Raw genomic sequence first — 17,654 nt, 5'->3', positions numbered from 1 at the left:
GCCAGAGGAGAAAGACCCATGGCAGACATCCGCAACAATTTCGTCGGCATCAAATCGCCCAATCCGTTCTGGCTGGCTTCGGCGCCGCCGACCGACAAGGCCTACAATGTCATCCGCGCCTTCAAGGCGGGCTGGGGCGGCGTCGTGTGGAAGACGCTGGGCGAAGAAGGTCCGCCGGTGGTCAACGTCAACGGCCCGCGTTATGGCGCGATCTGGGGGGCGGACCGGCGCCTGCTCGGCCTCAACAATATCGAGCTGATCACCGACCGCGATTTGCAGGTCAATCTGCGCGAGATCAAGCAGGTCAAGAAGGATTGGCCCGACCGCGCCATCGTCGTCTCACTGATGGTGCCATGCGTCGAGGAAAGCTGGAAGGCGATCCTGCCGGTGGTCGAGGAGACCGAAGCCGACGGCATCGAGCTCAATTTCGGCTGCCCGCACGGCATGTCGGAACGCGGCATGGGCGCGGCCGTCGGCCAGGTGCCGGAATACATCGAAATGGTGGTGCGCTGGTGCAAGGCCAACACCCGCATGCCTGTCATCACCAAGCTGACGCCGAATATCACCGATGTGCGCAAGCCGGCGCGCGCCGCACTCTCCGGCGGAACCGACGCGGTGTCGCTGATCAACACCATCAACTCGATCACCGGCGTCGACCTCGATAGCTTCGCGCCGCAGCCGACCATCGACGGCAAGGGCTCGCATGGCGGCTATTGCGGCCCGGCGGTGAAGCCGATCGCCATGAACATGGTGGCCGAGATCGCCCGCGATCCGGAAACGCGCGGCCTGCCGATCTCCGGCATTGGCGGCATCACCACCTGGCGCGATGCGGCCGAATTCATGGCGCTCGGCGCCGGCAATGTGCAGGTGTGCACGGCGGCGATGACATACGGCTTCAAGATCGTGCAGGAGATGATTGCCGGTCTCGAAAACTGGATGGACGAGAAAGGCCACGCCTCGCTCAACGACATTGTCGGCCGCGCCACGCCCAACGTCACCGACTGGCAGTATCTCAACCTCAATTACATCGCCAAGGCGCATATCGACCAGGACGCCTGCATCAAATGCGGCCGCTGCCACATCGCCTGCGAGGACACTTCGCACCAGGCGATCACCAACATGGTCGACGGCGTCAGGCATTTCGAGGTGATCGAGGCCGAATGCGTCGGCTGCAATCTGTGCGTCAATGTCTGCCCGGTCGAGAACTGCATCACCATGGAGCCGCTGGCCGCCGGCGTGATGGACCAGCGCACCGGCAAGCCGGTGTCGCCGGTCTATGCCAATTGGACGACACACCCGAACAACCCAATGGCCAAGGTGGCTGCGGAGTAGGGAACGGGTCGAAGAAAAAAGCGGCGCTTTCGAGCGCCGTTTTTCATTTTCCTATTGCAGATAAAATTTATCCACGATATAAGATATCCATGAATCGGAGATCAACATCATGAAGCTGGGCGAGGGCGTTGAAGCGGCCATCCATTGCGCGGCCACACTGGCCAGCGTGGAGGGCAACAGCACGATGCCGGGTGCTGCTTTGGCAGAGTCCTTCGGCCTGTCGCCGAGCTATCTGCTGAAACATCTGAACCAGCTGACTGCTGCGCGCATCCTGGAATCGGTGCCGGGACCGGCGGGCGGCTACCGGCTGGCGCGTCCGGCCGAGCGCATCACGCTGCTCGATATCGTGCTTGCGGTCGAGGGTCGCGAGCCGGCCTTCCGCTGCGGCGAGATCCGCCAGCGCGGCCCGGTCAAGATCGATGCTTCGGCCTATGTGAAGCCGTGCGGCATCAATGCCGCGATGCTGAAGGCCGAGCGCGCCTATCGCGCGGCCCTCGCGGAAACCCGGTTGTCCGACATCGTGGCTGATTACAAGGCCGAAGGCGATCCGCGATCGTTTGCCGCCAGCTGTGCCTTTGTCGCGCGCCATCAGCGGCCGCAGAAACCCGCTTCGACCAAACAGATTTAATCCCCCGCCAAACAGATGTGAAAGGAAAGACGATGAAACAGAGACTGCAATTCTTCGCCAAGGCGCCTGAGATCATGAAAGCCGTGTCGGCGCTCAACAAGGCGGTCGACGAATGCGGGCTTGAAGTGAGCCTGCTGCATTTGATCAAGCTCCGCGCCTCGCAGATCAATGGCTGCTCCTACTGCGTCGAGATGCATAGCCGCGAGGCGAGGCGCGATGGCGAAACCGAGACACGGCTCTATCTGGTTTCGGCTTGGAAGGAATCGCCGCTGTTTTCCGAGCGCGAACGCGCGGCGCTTGCTTGGACCGAGGCAACGACCCTGATCGCCAACAATGGCGTTTCGGACGAACTCTATGCCCGCACGCTAGAGCACTTCTCGGAAGAGGAACTGGTCAAGCTGTCGGTCGCGATCGGAATGATCAACACCTGGAACCGGCTCTGCATCCCCTTCCATGCCATCCATCCGATGCCGGCGGCCAAAGCAGCCTGACCGTCCGGTTTAGTCATGGAGCGCCGTCGGAGAGGGCGGCGCTCCAACTGTTTTTCAAAGAGGAGGATTTCATGCCTGTCGATTTGCCTTCGAGCTTGTTGTTGCTGGGCCGCCTGTTGCTTGGCGGCGCCTTCGTTTTCGCCGGCCTACGCAACGTCCAGAACGATGCCTTCCTGACCGGGCTGATCGCTGCGCGCGGCGTGCCGCAGGCGAGATTGGCGTTGTGGGCCGGCATCGTCCTGCAGACCATTGCCGGCGCGCTGTTGATGGCCGGCCTGTGGACTGCGACCGCCTGCGCCGTGCTGCTGCTGTTTCTCATCGTCGCCACGCCGATGTTCCACAATTTCTGGGACCATCAGGGCCCGGACCGGGCCTCGCGCATCAACGGCTTCGTCGGCAACGTCGCCCTGGCCGGAGGCTTTCTCACGCTGATCGCACAGTCGCTGTAAGGTCACGCCGCGAAGCGCAAACCGCCATCGCAGGTCAGCACCTGGCCGGTCATGAAGCCGTTGGAGACGAGAAAGGCGATTGCGCCGGCGACGTCTTCGGCGCGGCCGATCCTGCCCACAGGGGTTTTGCCGGCATATTCGCTGAACACCGCCTGCCGCTGGTCTTCGGCCAGAAAATCCCACCATGGCGTGTCGATGACGCCGGGCGCCACGACGTTGACGCGCAGAGGCTTCAGTTCGACCGCCAGGATCGGCACCACCGTCAGCAGCATGCCGTTGACGGCGGCAATGCCAGCCACGCCGGGCGCCGACAATTGTGCCGACACCGCCGAGATGAAAGTGACCGATCCCGATCTGTTGAGCGTCGGTAAGGCTGCCTGCAAACAGGACAGCTGCGGCCTGACTTTCTCGTCGACGCCGCCGGCGATGTCTGAGAGGTCGAGGGTTTCGAACCGCCCAAGTCCCTTGCCGCCGCTGGCAGCCAGCACGAGGTGATCGAACGGTCCGAGTTCCCCAAAGAACTGGCGGACTTCGTCCGGCTTCGAAGCATCGAAGCCAGCTTTTTCGGCGGCGCCGCCGAGGCTCTTCCAGGCGCTGGTGAGCTTGTCCTGGTTTCGTCCGGTGATGGTCACCTTCATGCCTGGGCCCAGCAGTTTTCGCGCCGTTGCCAGGCCGATGCCGGATGAGCCGCCGACGACGACCGTGTGTTCGATCTTGCCGGTCATGAATGCTGTTCCTTCGATTGTGGGGAAGCCTGGCCGACGAAGTCGAGGCTCAGGGTTCGCAATTGCTGTCTGGCCTTGGCGTCATAGGCTTGTGCTTCGGCGCAGGATTCCTTTTGGCCATCGAAATAGAGGCCACTGCGGCCCTCCAGGGCGGGCGATGTCGCGAGGTTGAGAATGGCGTCGGCGCCGGTCTCGACCGAGCTCCATGGCGTCACGCCGGCTTGGCGGACCATGGTGGTGTTCATGTAGCTCGCTGGATGCAGAGCGTTGACGGTGACGCCGCTGCCTTTCAACTCTCCGGCCAGGTCGATGGTGAACAGGATCTGCGCCAGCTTGCTCTGGCAATAGGCGCGCACGCCGTCATAGGAACGTGTCAGCATGACATCGCCGAAATCGATCGCCTGCTGGCCGGCCGAAGCGACGTTGATGATGCGCGCCGGCGAACTCGCCTTGAGCAGCGGCAGCAGTTCCGAGGTCAGCAGGAAACCGGCGAGATAGTTGACCGCAAAGCGCAGTTCGAAGCCGTCGGCGCTGAGCTGTCGCTTGGCGCCGGCCGTGCCGATGCCGGCATTGTTGATGAGGATGTCGAGCCGGTCGGTTTTTGCGCGTACGGCCTCGGCAAGGCGGCGGACCTCGGCTAGCGAGGCGAGGTTGGCGGCGAGGAACTCGGCTTTGCCGCCGGCGGATTCGATTTCTGCGACGGTTGCCTTGCCGCGAGCCGCGTCACGGCCATGCACCAGCACGCGCGCGCCGCCGGCGCCCAGCCTTTGCGCGACGACACGGCCGACGCCATCGGTCGAACCGGTGATGAGGATTGTCTTGTCTTTCAGATCCATATTCAGAGCCTCCATCTCTCTGGATGGAAGATGGGGCGCCTGACCCAGCCCAAACAGTTCAAACTTTATCCTGGTATCAATACTGCTATAATAGCTCTCATGGATGCCCCCACGCACTCCGCTGAAGACAGCCGCCGGCGCGAGCTTGGCGCCTTCCTGCGCTCGCGCCGCGAAAGATTGACGCCGTCCGCCACCGGCATCGCGACCGGCCTGCGGAGACGCACGCCAGGCTTGCGTCGCGAGGAAGTGGCGATGATCGCCGGCGTCGGCACCACCTGGTACACATGGCTAGAGCAGGGGCGCGAGGTCAGACCCTCGGTGGAGGTGCTAGCGGCGCTCAGCGAAGCGCTGCGCCTCGACGCCGTCGAAAGGCGGCATCTGTTCATCCTGGCAGGCCGCCAGCAACCGGAGAACCGCGTGGCTGCGCCGGAAAAGGTCGATGGCCCGCTGATGCATATGCTGGAGAGCCTGGTGCTGCAGCCGGCCTATGTCGTCGGGCGGCGCTGGGATGTGCTGGCCTGGAATCCGGCGGCGGTAGCGGTGTTCGGTGATTATGGCCTGCTAGAGGGCGACGCCCGCAACATCGTCCACATGGTGTTCACCAATCCGCATCACCGGCGCCTGCTGGTTGACTGGGAGCAATTGGCGCGCACCGTGCTGGCCTCGTTCCGGGCGGAAAGCGCCCGCTATGTGGGCGGTGCGGATTTCGAGCGGCTGATCGTGCTTATGACGCGCTCAAGTCCGGAGTTTCGCGACTGGTGGCCGCAACGCGACGTGGCACGCCGATTGTCGGGGGTGAAACATGTCCGACATCCGAGCGCCGGCGCCATGACGTTCGAGCATATGAGCCTGTCGATCGACGACGGCTCGGACATGAAGCTGATCGTCTACACGCCGCTGGCCGAACAGAATTCGATCGAGAAGCTGCAGAATTTGCTTGAGGCGATGCCGGCGGAGCGCCGCAGCGCCTGACGCCCAAGGTCAGCCCTTCGGCTTCAGCCCATCAATGAACAACTGCTCCAGAAACCGCGCCGCATCCTCGAAGCGGCCGTCGCCGCCGCGGTCGGGCCCGAGCACCGCGCGGACCTGGACATCGAAATCGGCATAGTGCTGCGTCGTCGCCCAGATCGAAAAGATCAGGTGCCAGGGATCGGTGCGGGCGATTTTTCCGGCGCGCATCCAGCCCTTGATGACGTTGGCCTTCTCGTCGACCAGCGTTTTCAGCTCACCCGCCAGCAGCGGCATGATGCGCGGCGCGCCTTGCAGGATCTCGTTGGCGAACAGCCGGCTCTCCCTGGGAAAATCACGCGCCATTTCGAGCTTGCGCCGGATGTAGCTCCTGAGCTCGGTCAGGGGGTCGCCGATGTCGTCGAGTTCACGTAGCGGCGCCAGCCAGGTCGCCAGCAGCCGCTCCATCAGCGTTTCGTGGATGTCTTCCTTGCGGCGGAAATAATAGAGCAGGTTCGGCTTCGACATCCCCGCGGCCTCGGCGATCTGGTCGATGGTCGAGCCGCGAAAGCCGTTGGCCGAGAAGACTTCGAGGGCTGCCTCCAGGATCAGTTCGCGCTTTTCCTGCTGGATGCGGGTGCGGCGAGGGGCTGAGCCTTCCATGGCGCCGCTCACCCCTGCAAGCCTTGGCCGAGCGGGTCATCTGGACCAATTCTCTGGACCAGTTTTTCTCTTACGCGTGGAGCGCACTTCGCAGGCCGCATTTCCGCTAGTAATCCCTTGACCGCCGACAGGGCGGTGCTAACGTTTGTCCAATCGGTCAAAAATTTGCGTAGCATGAAAACGCAGCAAAGACCAAGCTTTGGAAAGACCAAGCGTTAGCCGCACCGAAACAGGTTACAAGGGGAAGTCTTGGTCATGTTCAACCGGCTGAAAGTCACGCCGAACGATCTCAGCGCATTCTGGATGCCGTTCACGGCGAACCGGCAGTTCAAACAGGCGCCACGCATGTTCGTGTCCGCCAAGGACATGCACTACACCACCAGCGACGGCCGCAAGGTGCTCGATGGCACCGCCGGCCTCTGGTGCGTCAATGCCGGCCATTGCCGTCCCAAGATCACCGAGGCGATCCAGCATCAGGCGGCCGAACTCGACTATGCGCCGGCCTTCCAGATGGGACACCCGATCGTGTTCGAGCTGGCCAACCGCCTGGTCGATCTCGCGCCCAAGGGCATGGACCATGTCTTCTTCACCAATTCCGGTTCGGAATCGGTCGAAACGGCGCTGAAGATGGCGATCGCCTATCACCGTGTGAAGGGCGAGGGCGCGCGCACCCGCCTGATCGGCCGCGAACGCGGCTATCACGGCGTCAATTTCGGCGGCATCTCGGTCGGCGGCATCGTCACCAACCGCAAGATGTTCGGCACGCTGCTCGGCGGCGTCGACCACATGCCGCACACGCATCTGCCGGAAAAGAACGCCTTCTCCAAGGGCGTGCCGGAATATGGCGCGGAACTCGCCAACGAGCTGGAGCGCATCGTTGCCCTGCATGACGCCTCGACCATCGCGGCCGTCATCGTCGAACCGGTCGCCGGCTCCACCGGCGTCATCCTGCCGCCGGAGGGCTATCTGCAGAAACTGCGCGAGATCTGCACCAAGCACGGCATTTTGCTGATCTTCGACGAGGTCATCACCGGTTTCGGCCGTCTGGGCGCGCCGTTCGCTGCGGATTATTTCGGCGTCACGCCCGACATCATGACCACCGCCAAGGGCGTCTCCAACGGCGTCATCCCGATGGGCGCGGTGTTCGTGAAGAAGGAAATCCACGACGCCTTCATGACCGGCCCCGAGCACATGATCGAGTTCTTCCACGGCTACACCTATTCGGGCAATCCGATTGCGTGCGCCGCGGCACTCGGCACGCTCGACACCTACAAGGAAGAGGGCCTGCTCACCCGCGGCGAGGAACTGGCGCCGTACTGGGAAGATGCGCTGCATTCGCTGAAGGGCGAGCCGCATGTCATCGACATCAGGAACATCGGCCTGATCGGCGCGATCGAACTGGCGCCGATCGCAGGCAGCCCGACCAAGCGGGCCTTCTCGGCCTTCGTAAAGGCGTTCGAGCGCGGCGCGCTGATCCGCACCACCGGCGACATCATCGCGCTGTCGCCGCCACTGATCATCACCAAGGGCCAGATCAACGAATTGATCGACCATGTCAGAGAAGTGCTGAGGGCGATCGATTGACAAACCGGGCGCGGATATCCCTCCCCCTCGAGGGGAGGGTGGCCGCGAAGCGGTCGGGTGGGGTCGGTGCGACCGGACGCCGACCCGCTCTTTTGTTCCGAGGCCGCTCCTGATGCCCCGTACCCGCGTGAGCTTCGAAATGCGCCAAAAGGCGCGAGCGCTTCGAGTTCACGCGACCAAAGGAGAATCGCTGCTGTGGTATGAACTGCGGGACCTGAAATCAGCCGGCATCAAGTTTCGCCGTCAGTGCCCGATTGGGCCGTACATCGTGGATTTTGCCTGCTTGGCGGTGAAGCTGATCGTTGAGGTCGATGGCGACATGCACGAACACGACAGGGGTAGGCGGCACGATGCCGTTCGCGATGCTTATCTGCGATCGCTCGGATTTGAAGTCTTCCGTGTTGACGAGCCCGATGTCATAAACAGCGCTTGGCACGTCGCGCAGGTGGTCAAAGAGAAGGTCGCGCGCGTCGCGGGCGACCCCACCCGACCGCTTCGCGGCCACCCTCCCCTCGAGGGGGAGGGGGACGCCGCCGCCCCGCAACCGATGAGGTTTTAGAGCATGGCCGCCCCAGGCGAGAATCTGCGAATCAATTCAGACCGTTTGTGGGATTCCATCATGGAGATGGCGAAGATCGGCCCCGGTATTGCCGGCGGCAACAATCGCCAGACCGTGACCGACGAGGACGGCGAGGGACGGCATCTGTTCAAGCGCTGGTGCGAGGCGGCCGGGCTCGAAATGGGCCTGGACGAGATGGGCACCATGTTTGCCCGGCGGGAAGGTGCTGATCCCAGCCTGCCGCCGGTTTATGTCGGCAGCCATCTCGACACGCAGCCGACCGGCGGCAAGTATGACGGCGTGCTCGGCGTGCTCGGCGGGCTGGAGATCATCCGCTCACTTAACGATCTCGGCATCCAGACCAGGCATCCGATCGTCGTTACCAACTGGACCAATGAGGAAGGCTCGCGCTTTGCCCCGGCGATGATGGCGTCCGGCGTGTTCGCCGGTGTGCTCGAGCAGGCGGACGTGTATCAGCACACCGATAAACAGGGGAAAAAGTTCGGCGAGGAGCTGGAGCGCATTGGCTGGAAGGGAACCGAGAAGGTCGGCGACCGCAAGATCCACGCCTTCTTCGAACTGCATATTGAGCAGGGGCCGATCCTCGAGGACGAAGGCATCGACATTGGCGTCGTCACCCACGGCCAGGGCCTGAAATGGCTGCAGGTAACGCTGACCGGCAAGGAGGCGCATACCGGCTCGACCCCGATGCCCAAGCGCCGTAATGCCGGGCTCGGCATGGCTCGGGTCATCGAACTGGTGCACGAGATCGCCATGGACTACCAGCCCGACGCCGTCGGCGCGGTCGGCCACATGGAGGTGTTTCCGAACTCGCGCAACATCATCGCCGGGCGCACCGTCTTCACTATCGACATCCGCTCGCCCGAGAAGGAAGTGCTGGACGCGATGGATGGGCGCATACGCGAAGGCATCGACACAATCTGTGAGGCGCTCGACATCCAGTACAAGGTCGAGCAGGTCGGCGCTTTCGATCCGGTCACCTTCGATGCCGGCTGCGTCAAGGCGATCCGCGACGCCGCCGATCGGCTCGGCTATTCCCACCGCAACATCGTCTCCGGCGCCGGCCACGACGCCTGCTGGATCAACCGCGTTGCGCCGACCGCCATGGTGATGTGCCCCTGCGTTGACGGGTTGTCACACAACGAGGCTGAGGAAATCACCAAGGAATGGGCCGGCGCCGGCGCCGACGTGCTGTTCCATGCGGTGGTAGAGACAGCGGGGATCGTGGCGTGAACTAAGATCTGTATTCAAAACGACGCTCACAAGAAGCGCGAAGAGAACAAGGGAACACGACAATGACCAAAGTCATCCGAAACGGCACCATCGTCACCGCCGACCGCACCTGGAAGGCCGATGTGCTGATGCAGCACGGCAAGATCGTCGCCATTGGCTCGAACCTGCATGGCGACCATGAGTTCGACGCCAGCGGCTGTTACGTCATGCCGGGCGGCATCGATCCGCACACCCATCTCGAAATGCCGTTCATGGGCACCTATTCGGCCGACGATTTCGAGTCCGGGACGCGTGCGGCCCTTTCCGGTGGCACCACGATGGTGGTCGATTTCTGCCTGCCGGCGCCGCAGCAATCGCTGCTGGAAGCGTTGCAGATGTGGGACAACAAGACCTCGAAGGCTGCCTGCGACTACTCCTTCCACATGGCGATCACCTGGTGGGGCAAGCAGGTGTTCGACGAGATGGCCACCGTCGTCGACAGAGGCATTACCTCGTTCAAGCATTTCATGGCCTACAAGGGCGCGCTGATGGTGGACGACGACGAGATGTACGCGTCGTTCCAGCGCTGCGCCGATCTCGGCGCGCTGCCGCTCGTTCATGCCGAGAATGGCGACGTGGTTGCGGCGCTGTCGCAAAAGCTGCTCGCCGCCGGCAATAATGGCCCCGAGGGACACGCCTATTCGCGGCCGCCGGAAGTGGAGGGCGAGGCGACCAACCGCGCCATCATGATCGCCGACATGGCCGGCGTGCCGCTCTATGTCGTGCATGTGTCCTGCGAGCAGAGCCACGAAGCCATCCGCCGCGCCCGCCAGAAGGGCATTCGGGTTTTCGGCGAGCCGCTGATCCAGCATCTGACGCTGGATGAAAGCGAGTATTTCGACAAGGATTGGGACCATGCGGCGCGCCGCGTCATGAGTCCGCCCTTCCGCAACAAGCTGCACCAGGATTCGCTGTGGGCCGGCCTGCAGGCGGGATCGCTGCAGGTGGTGGCGACCGACCACTGCGCCTTCACCACCAAGCAGAAGCGCAACGGCGTCGGCGATTTCACCAAGATCCCGAACGGCACTGGCGGGCTTGAAGACCGCTTGCCCGTGCTGTGGACGACGGGCGTCAACACCGGGCGGCTGACGATGAACGAGTTCGTCGCGGTGACTTCGACCAACATCGCCAAGATCCTCAACATGTATCCTAGGAAGGGCGCCATCGTCGAAGGCGCGGACGCCGACATCGTGGTGTGGGACCTCAGCGCCAAGAAGACCATCACCTCGAAGAAGCAGCAATCGGTGATCGACTACAACGTCTTCGAAGGTTTTGAGGTGACCGGCCTGCCGCGCTTCGTCTTTTCGCGCGGCGAACTGTCGGTCGAGGAAGCGGAGGTCAAGGCCAAGCCCGGCCATGGCGAATTCGTCGCCCGCGAGCCGAACGCGGCGGTCAACCGGGCTCTGTCGACCTGGAAGGACATCACCGCGCCGCGCAAGGTCGAACGCACCGGCATTCCGGCGACAGGCGTTTGACGTTGCGGAGCCCGGGGGCGCTCATTTCACTGGTCGTGGCGATGGTGGTCGCTGGTCCGGCAACAGGGGCCGAGAGGCTGGCCGGCTCCTGGGGCAACGATGCCGGTTGTGTCTTTGCAAAGGCCGGTTTTCAGGGCCGGGACGATTATATCGTGCTGACCGCCGAAGGCATCGAGACCTATGGCAGCGGCTGCCGGTTCGCGCAGCAATTGACGTGGGCGCCGGGCACGCAATCGCTTGATGCGACCTGTTCCGCCGAAGGCGAGGCGGGGACGACGGCTGAAACCGTTGTGGTCACCAACAAGGGCGAGGGTGGGTTCTTCGTGACCATTCCCGGTCTTGAAGAAATGGGGCCGTTGCAACCGTGTTCGTGACGTTGGAGCTGGGGGAATGAGCGCGCGCGGTTTGGGGCCGTCTGTTGCGATGGTAGTCGTTCTGGCTGCGGGTCAGGCCCTTGCGGCAGGCATCGACCTGACGAAACCCTATGGGGACAAATATGGCTGCATCAACCGCAACGGCCAGGAAGTCGCCGCCGATCGGATGCTGCTTTTGACCGACGAGGCATTGGTCACCGCCGCCAGCGCCTGCACTTTCACGGACAAGCAGGCGCAGGCTGATGGGTCGCTGGTGGTGACGGCAACATGCGAGGCGGAAGGCGAAGAAGGACAGGAGCCGACCAAATTCACCATCAAGCGCAGCGCCAAGAACGCCAAGAAGCTGACGGTCGCCGACGACGACGGCAATGTCATGGGCGAAGTGGCGCGGTGCAAATGACGGCAGTCCCGTCAGCGTCAGGCCACCAGCGCATCCAGCTCCGGCAACAGGACGACGCTTTCCTGTTCATTGGGATCGGTGCGGGCGATGACGGCCGAGGACGGGGCGTTGCTCAGATTGGCCGGCAGATGCGGTACGCCGGCCGGGATGTAGAAGAGGTCGCCGGCCTTGACGACGATGTGGTTCTCGAGCCTGTCGCCATACCATGTGTGGACCTCGCCCGAGAGCACATAGATCGCCGTCTCATGGCTTTCATGCAGATGCGCCTTGGCGCGGGCGCCAGGCGGCAGGGTGAGCAGATGCATGCAGATGCCGGACGAGCCGACCGTCTCGGCTGCAATGCCGGCAAAATAGGTCAGTCCCTGCTTGCCTTCATAAGTGCTTTCAGGACGGATAAGGTGACAAGTGGGTTTGGGCGACATCGGCAAGGCTCCGGGCGTCGATTGGGTGGGATTGGACGAGTGGAAAGCAACATCAACGCGAATGCAACGGCATTTCATCCTGGGCGGCTGCGAGAGGCAGGCAGCAAGCGATGACGGGACAATCGCCAGCCGTCGTCTCGGCAAGCAGACTTGGCCTTACCTTTCAGACCAATGACGGTCCGGTAGAGGCGCTCTCCAATGTCGACCTGACCATCGGCAAGGGCGAGTTCGTCTCCTTCATCGGCCCATCGGGCTGCGGCAAGACCACCTTGCTGCGCGTCATCGCCGATCTGGAAAAACCGACATCGGGCACGATCTCGGTCAACGGCATGACGCCGGAACAGGCGCGCGAGAAACGCGCTTATGGCTACGTCTTCCAGGCGGCAGCCCTTTTCCCGTGGCGCACGATCGAGCGTAACGTGGCGCTGCCGCTGGAGATCATCGGCCTTTCGAGAGCGGAGCAGGCCGAGCGCATCAAGCGCACGATGGAGCTCGTCAACCTCTCCGGCTTCGAGAAGAAATACCCCTGGCAGCTTTCCGGCGGCATGCAGCAGCGCGCTTCGATCGCCCGCGCGCTCGCCTTCGACGCCGACCTGTTGCTGATGGACGAGCCCTTCGGCGCGCTGGACGAGATCGTGCGCGACCATCTCAATGAACAGCTTCTGGAATTGTGGGCGCGCACCAACAAGACGATCTGCTTCGTCACCCATTCCATCCCCGAGGCGGTGTATCTGTCAACGCGCATCGTCGTCATGTCGCCGCGCCCAGGTCGGGTTACCGACATCATCGAATCGACGCTGCCAAAGGAGCGGCCACTGGATATCCGCGAGACGCCGGAATTTTTGGCGATCGCGGCCAGGGTACGCGATGGCTTGCGGGCAGGGCACAGCTATGATGATTGAGGGGGTAGCGAATGAGTGCGGACGTCGCCGCCACGCCTTCGTCATCCTAGGGCGAAGCAAGGAGCGAAGCGACGCGGCGCAGACCCTAGGATCCATGCCGTTACCTATACGGTTCGCAACGGTGCAAAACGGTGCACACGCCGCTGCGCCCGCGAAGGCGAACATTCTCAACCGCTTATACCCCTCGGCCAACGTCACGGAATGGATCCTAGGGTCTGCACGACGCTTCGCGTCGCTCCGCCCTAGGATGACGAACGCGGAGGTGGTCGGCCTCCGCTTCGCTCCGGCCACCCTCTCCCCGTTGGGGAGAGGAGGGCGCCCCGCTGGCGAGGCGCGATAGATGGACACCTTCCGCGAAAAATTCATCCCCGTGACCTCCATCCTCCTGGGCGTGGTGGTGCTCTGGTATGTCTTCGCCGTCATCCTAAACGCGCCCTTCCAGCGCGACCTCGACCGGCGCGCCGGGGAAACCCACGGCACCGTCGAATTCATCCGCAAGACGCTGTCGCAGCCGAAGCCGACGCTGCCGGCACCGCATCAGGTGGCGGTGAACTTCTTCGAGAACACGTTCCTGCGGCCCATCACATCGAGCCGCAGCCTTGTCTACAATGCTTGGGTGACCCTGTCGTCGACGTTGCTCGGCTTTGCCTTCGGCACGGCGCTCGGCATCGTCATCGCGGTTGGCATCGTGCATGTGGCGACGCTCGACCGCAGCCTGATGCCGTGGATCATCGCCTCCCAGACGATTCCCATTCTGGCGGTGGCGCCGATGATCATCGTCGTGCTGGGGGCGATCGGCATCAGCGGTCTGATCCCAAAGGCGATGATCTCGACCTACCTGTCGTTCTTCCCGGTGACGGTTGGCATGGTGAAGGGCCTGCGCTCGCCCGAACTCATGCATCTCGACCTGATGCACACCTACAATGCCAGTGTCTCGCAGACCTTCTGGAAGCTGCGGGTGCCGGCCTCGGTGCCGTTCCTGTTCACCTCGATGAAGGTGGCGGTGGCGGCGAGCCTGGTCGGCGCCATTGTCGGCGAACTGCCGACCGGTGCTGTCGCCGGCATCGGCGCCAAGCTTTTGGCAGGCGCCTATTACAGCCAGTCCATCGACATCTGGTCCGCCCTTGTGGCGGGCTCGGTGGTGGCGGCCCTTCTGGTCATGGTGGTCGGCATAGCCGGGCGCCTCGTTGACCGCGCGATGGGCGGGAGGCCGGCATGAACTGGCTGAAGCCCTCCTGGCAAGCCGTGCTGGCCATTGCGCTGTGCCTCGTCGCCGTCGCGCTCGGCGCGATGTCGAAGCCGGAAGCGGCCACCCTTGCAGACCCGACGGCAAGTTTCGACTACCCCTATTTCGGTATAAAGACCCCGATGATCGGCCTGGCCGTGCTGGCGGGGCTGATCTCGATGCTCAGGATTTCGCCGCTGGCCGAGGCTGCGGTGCTGTTCATCGGCGCTCATCTCGTCGCCTGGATGCTGATCTCGGGCATTACAGGTTTCGAAGGCACGGCATTGGCGCCGTATTTCCTGCTGCTCACCGCTGCCTGGCTGCTGGCCTGGCGCTGTGTGGCGGTGCTGTCGGGGCTTCGCCCGATGGCAAAAGGGGCGCGGATGGCGCTGCGCCTCATCATCCCGGCGATCTTCGGCGCCTGGATCCTGATCATATGGGAAGCGGTGACGCGTGGCGCCGGCATTCCCTTCATCCTTTTGCCGCCGCCGAGCGCCATCGGTGTGCGCATCGCCAGTTCCCTGCCGGTGCTCGGCGCCGATATCAGACAGACCATCTTCAAGGCGGTGATCTTCGGTTATGTCATCGGCAGCGGCGCCGGCTTCCTGGTGGCGATTGCGGCCGACCGCGTGCGGTTCCTGCGCCGCGGTCTGCTGCCGATCGGCAATATGGTCTCGGCGCTGCCGATCATCGGTGTGGCGCCGATCATGGTGATGTGGTTCGGCTTCGACTGGCCGTCCAAGGCCGCGGTCGTCATCATCATGACCTTCTTCCCGATGCTGGTGAACACGGTTGCCGGTCTTGCCGCCTCCGGCCATATGGAGCGCGATTTGATGCGCACCTATGCGTCGGGCTACTGGCCAACACTCTTGAAGCTCCGGCTGCCGGCGGCAGCGCCCTTCATCTTCAACGCGCTGAAGATCAACTCGACGCTGGCGCTGATCGGCGCCATCGTCGCCGAGTTCTTCGGCACGCCTGTGGTCGGCATGGGCTTTCGCATCTCGACCGAGGTCGGGCGGATGAACATCGATATGGTCTGGGCCGAAATCGCAGTTGCAGCACTGGCGGGTTCGGTCTTTTATGGCGTGGTCGCTCTCGTCGAGAGAGCCGTCACGTTTTGGCATCCCTCTGTCCGTGGTGGATAGGGCGGTGGGTTCGGGTGTTAACTTCAGAGGGTAAAAACATGAAAAGACTGATCATTCCGATGCTGGCCGGCGCGATGTCGCTGGGCGCGTTCCAGGCAATGGCCGCCGACAAGGTGACCTTGCAGCTGAAATGGGTCACGCAGGCGCAGTTTGCCGGCTACTATGTCGCCAAGGCCAAGGGTTTTTATGAAGCCGAAGGCCTCGACGTCGACATCAAGCCGGGCGGTCCCGATATCGCACCCGAGCAGGTGATCGCCGGCGGTGGCGCCGACGTCATCGTCGACTGGATGGGTGGGGCGCTCGCCGCGCGCGAAAAGGGCGTGCCGCTGGTCAACATCGCCCAGCCGTTCAAGAAGGCCGGCATGGAGCTGGTCTGCCCGAAGGATGGCCCGATCAAGACCGAAGCCGATTTCAAGGGTCACACGCTCGGCGTCTGGTTCTTCGGCAACGAATATCCTTTCTACGCCTGGATGAACAAGCTCGGCCTGAAGACCGAAGGCGGCCCGGATGGCGTCACGGTTTTGAAGCAGAGCTTCGACGTGCAGCCGCTGATCCAGAAGCAGGCGGATTGCATTTCGGTCATGACCTACAACGAGTACTGGCAGCTGATCGATGCCGGCTACAAGCCGGACCAGCTCACCGTGTTCAACTACTCGGCGATTGGCAACGACCTGCTTGAGGACGGGCTCTATGCCTCGGAAGACAAGCTCAAGGATCCGGCTTTCGAAGACAAGATGGTGCGTTTCGTGCGCGCCTCGATGAAGGGCTGGAAATATGCCATCGACAACAATGACGAGGCCGCGGGCATTGTCATGGACGGCGGTGGCCAGGACGAAAACCACCAGAAGCGGATGATGAGCGAAGTCGCCAAGCTGATCGACAATGCCGACGGCAAGCTCGACCCGGCGACCTACGAGCGCACCGCCAAGGCGCTGCTCGACCAGAAGATCATCACCAAGGCGCCGACCGGCGCCTACACCACGGCCATCACCGACAAGGCGATCAAATAAGCCTGGCCAGGCAATTTCGACCTCGAGAGCGGCGCCTTTGACCAAATGTCAGAGGCGCCGTTCCTTTATGGTGTTCATGACGAAGCTGGTCTCGATCGAAGCGACGCATTTCAGCCGCGCGATCTTTTCCTTGATGAAGCGCTCGTACTGTTCGAGGCTGCCGGTCACCACCTTCAGCACATAGTCGCGCGCCCCGGTGACGAGGTGGCATTCCAGCACCTCTTCCCACCCGCGGATGGCGTCCTCGAACATGACGATCTCGTCCTCGTTCTGGCGGCTGAGCCGGACGGTGGCGATGGCGACCATGTTCCACCCGAAGGCGGCCGGGTCGACCAGCGTGGTATAGCCCCTGATGATGCCGGCCTCCTCCAGCCGGCGTACCCTCCTCAAACATGGCGACGGCGACAGGCCGATGCGCTCCGCCAGCTCATTGTTGGTGATGCGGGCGTCGGCCTGCAGCTCGCGCAGGATCTTGCGGTCGAAATCGTCGGCTATCTTCTGTTGCACTTTTGCTCTCGCTCGGCAATTTGTTGCCGGAATGCAGCCATGCGAGGCCGAAAATAGCAAGGACTGGTGGACCGGGATCGCATAAATTGCTGGACGAGACTCCTCCAGAACGCAGGAAAAGCCATGACCGCGCCGCGCCCGTCGAAAACCCACATCGGCAACCACAAGCTCCATCCGGAAACGTTGATGTTGAGCTATGGCTTCGATCCGCAACTGTCGGAAGGCGCCGTCAAGCCGCCGGTGTTCCTGACCTCGACCTTCGTGTTCAAATCGGCGGAGGAGGGACGCGACTTCTTCGACTACACATCCGGCCGCAAGGAGCCGCCGAGCGGCACGGCGTCCGGCCTGGTCTATTCGCGCTTCAATCATCCCAACTCGGAGATCGTCGAGGACCGGCTGGCGGTCTATGAGGGAACGGACGCCTGCATCCTGTTCTCGTCGGGCATGTCGGCGATCGCCACGACGCTGCTCGCCTATGCCCGGCCGGGCGATGTCATCCTGCATTCGCAGCCGCTTTACGGCGGCACCGAGACGCTTTTGACGCGCACGCTGTCCGGCTTCGGCATCGGCGCTGTCGGCTTCGCCGACGGCGGCGGCGACAAGGCGGTGCGGGGCCCGGGGGGGGGGGCGGGGGGGGGGGGGGGGGGGGGGGGGGTTGTTCTAGGCACGCCGGGGGATACCCCCCC

General features: G+C 63.2%; 21 protein-coding genes. 16 read left to right on the top strand and 5 right to left on the bottom strand.

Annotated features, from left to right (window positions below):
* Positions 1-18 precede the first annotated feature (18 nt).
* From preA to NKJ88_RS25620, 4 genes are all read left to right on the top strand, one after another.
* The gene (gene preA / locus NKJ88_RS25635; RefSeq protein WP_023699020.1) at positions 19-1,332 is read left to right on the top strand and encodes an NAD-dependent dihydropyrimidine dehydrogenase subunit PreA; all 1,314 of its coding nucleotides are present in this window, start codon (positions 19-21) and stop codon (positions 1,330-1,332) included.
* Positions 1,333-1,441: 109 nt separating this feature from the next.
* On the top strand, positions 1,442-1,960 hold the full coding sequence (locus tag NKJ88_RS25630; RefSeq protein WP_023697058.1) for an RrF2 family transcriptional regulator: 519 nt from the start codon (positions 1,442-1,444) through the stop codon (positions 1,958-1,960).
* Between the two features lie 32 nt (positions 1,961-1,992).
* On the top strand, positions 1,993-2,451 hold the full coding sequence (locus NKJ88_RS25625) for a carboxymuconolactone decarboxylase family protein (protein ID WP_023668206.1): 459 nt from the start codon (positions 1,993-1,995) through the stop codon (positions 2,449-2,451).
* 71 nt (positions 2,452-2,522) lie between these two features.
* On the top strand, positions 2,523-2,900 hold the full coding sequence (locus NKJ88_RS25620; RefSeq protein WP_023725398.1) for a DoxX family protein: 378 nt from the start codon (positions 2,523-2,525) through the stop codon (positions 2,898-2,900).
* A 2-nt stretch (positions 2,901-2,902) separates the two neighbouring features.
* Here NKJ88_RS25620 and NKJ88_RS25615 read toward each other — a convergent pair whose 3' ends face one another.
* Positions 2,903-3,625, bottom strand: coding sequence for an SDR family oxidoreductase (locus NKJ88_RS25615; protein ID WP_027050647.1), 723 nt, complete (start codon positions 3,623-3,625; stop codon positions 2,903-2,905).
* Positions 3,622-4,461 (bottom strand): SDR family oxidoreductase, encoded by an 840-nt coding sequence (locus NKJ88_RS25610; RefSeq protein ID WP_352446040.1) that lies wholly within the window; start codon positions 4,459-4,461, stop codon positions 3,622-3,624. Before NKJ88_RS25610 ends, NKJ88_RS25615 begins: the two co-directional genes overlap by 4 nt.
* A gap of 99 nt (positions 4,462-4,560) precedes the next feature.
* On the opposite strand from NKJ88_RS25610, the gene NKJ88_RS25605 reads away from it, so the two are divergent.
* Positions 4,561-5,433 (top strand): helix-turn-helix transcriptional regulator, encoded by an 873-nt coding sequence (locus NKJ88_RS25605; RefSeq protein ID WP_352446038.1) that lies wholly within the window; start codon positions 4,561-4,563, stop codon positions 5,431-5,433.
* A 9-nt stretch (positions 5,434-5,442) separates the two neighbouring features.
* Here NKJ88_RS25605 and NKJ88_RS25600 read toward each other — a convergent pair whose 3' ends face one another.
* Positions 5,443-6,072, bottom strand: a complete 630-nt coding sequence (locus NKJ88_RS25600) for a TetR family transcriptional regulator C-terminal domain-containing protein (protein WP_023668211.1) — start codon at positions 6,070-6,072, stop codon at positions 5,443-5,445.
* A gap of 255 nt (positions 6,073-6,327) precedes the next feature.
* Between NKJ88_RS25600 and aptA the strand changes: the two genes are divergently transcribed.
* The 6 genes from aptA to NKJ88_RS25570 all read left to right on the top strand — a co-directional run bounded on the left by aptA (position 6,328) and on the right by NKJ88_RS25570 (position 11,757).
* On the top strand, positions 6,328-7,656 hold the full coding sequence (aptA, locus tag NKJ88_RS25595) for an omega-aminotransferase AptA (RefSeq protein ID WP_352446035.1): 1,329 nt from the start codon (positions 6,328-6,330) through the stop codon (positions 7,654-7,656).
* Between the two features lie 112 nt (positions 7,657-7,768).
* Complete coding sequence (locus NKJ88_RS25590) at positions 7,769-8,215, top strand: endonuclease domain-containing protein (protein WP_023668213.1); 447 nt, start codon at positions 7,769-7,771, stop codon at positions 8,213-8,215.
* A 3-nt stretch (positions 8,216-8,218) separates the two neighbouring features.
* A complete protein-coding gene (locus NKJ88_RS25585; protein WP_352446034.1) occupies positions 8,219-9,469 on the top strand; it encodes a Zn-dependent hydrolase in 1,251 nt (416 codons plus the stop codon).
* A 62-nt stretch (positions 9,470-9,531) separates the two neighbouring features.
* Positions 9,532-10,983 (top strand): dihydropyrimidinase, encoded by a 1,452-nt coding sequence (hydA, locus tag NKJ88_RS25580; protein WP_352446032.1) that lies wholly within the window; start codon positions 9,532-9,534, stop codon positions 10,981-10,983.
* Positions 10,984-11,024: 41 nt separating this feature from the next.
* Positions 11,025-11,357, top strand: a complete 333-nt coding sequence (locus NKJ88_RS25575; RefSeq protein WP_023712056.1) for a hypothetical protein — start codon at positions 11,025-11,027, stop codon at positions 11,355-11,357.
* A gap of 16 nt (positions 11,358-11,373) precedes the next feature.
* On the top strand, positions 11,374-11,757 hold the full coding sequence (locus NKJ88_RS25570) for a hypothetical protein (protein WP_031194883.1): 384 nt from the start codon (positions 11,374-11,376) through the stop codon (positions 11,755-11,757).
* A 17-nt stretch (positions 11,758-11,774) separates the two neighbouring features.
* Here NKJ88_RS25570 and NKJ88_RS25565 read toward each other — a convergent pair whose 3' ends face one another.
* The gene (locus tag NKJ88_RS25565; RefSeq protein ID WP_031193071.1) at positions 11,775-12,179 is read right to left on the bottom strand and encodes a cupin domain-containing protein; all 405 of its coding nucleotides are present in this window, start codon (positions 12,177-12,179) and stop codon (positions 11,775-11,777) included.
* Positions 12,180-12,289: 110 nt separating this feature from the next.
* Here NKJ88_RS25565 and NKJ88_RS25560 point away from each other — a divergent pair, with 110 nt between their 5' ends.
* The 4 genes from NKJ88_RS25560 to NKJ88_RS25545 all read left to right on the top strand — a co-directional run bounded on the left by NKJ88_RS25560 (position 12,290) and on the right by NKJ88_RS25545 (position 16,461).
* Positions 12,290-13,081, top strand: a complete 792-nt coding sequence (locus NKJ88_RS25560) for an ABC transporter ATP-binding protein (protein ID WP_023687997.1) — start codon at positions 12,290-12,292, stop codon at positions 13,079-13,081.
* A 340-nt stretch (positions 13,082-13,421) separates the two neighbouring features.
* Positions 13,422-14,300 (top strand): ABC transporter permease, encoded by an 879-nt coding sequence (locus NKJ88_RS25555; protein ID WP_352446029.1) that lies wholly within the window; start codon positions 13,422-13,424, stop codon positions 14,298-14,300.
* On the top strand, positions 14,297-15,451 hold the full coding sequence (locus NKJ88_RS25550; protein ID WP_352446027.1) for an ABC transporter permease: 1,155 nt from the start codon (positions 14,297-14,299) through the stop codon (positions 15,449-15,451). Before NKJ88_RS25555 ends, NKJ88_RS25550 begins: the two co-directional genes overlap by 4 nt.
* Before the next feature lie 38 nt (positions 15,452-15,489).
* A complete protein-coding gene (locus NKJ88_RS25545) occupies positions 15,490-16,461 on the top strand; it encodes an ABC transporter substrate-binding protein (protein ID WP_352446025.1) in 972 nt (323 codons plus the stop codon).
* 48 nt (positions 16,462-16,509) lie between these two features.
* Here the strand turns inward: NKJ88_RS25545 and NKJ88_RS25540 are convergent, their stop codons facing one another.
* Positions 16,510-16,968, bottom strand: coding sequence for an Lrp/AsnC family transcriptional regulator (locus NKJ88_RS25540; protein WP_023668224.1), 459 nt, complete (start codon positions 16,966-16,968; stop codon positions 16,510-16,512).
* 123 nt (positions 16,969-17,091) lie between these two features.
* Between NKJ88_RS25540 and NKJ88_RS25535 the strand changes: the two genes are divergently transcribed.
* Positions 17,092-17,654, top strand: a 563-nt coding sequence (locus NKJ88_RS25535; protein WP_352446023.1) for a PLP-dependent transferase, incomplete at its 3' end; no start/stop codon positions are given.

The sequence above is a fragment of the Mesorhizobium sp. M0016 genome (assembly GCF_040324035.1).
GTDB lineage: Bacteria > Pseudomonadota > Alphaproteobacteria > Rhizobiales > Rhizobiaceae > Mesorhizobium.
Note: the sequence above shows the minus strand (reverse complement) of the source record. Positions and strands in the feature narration are given on the sequence as shown.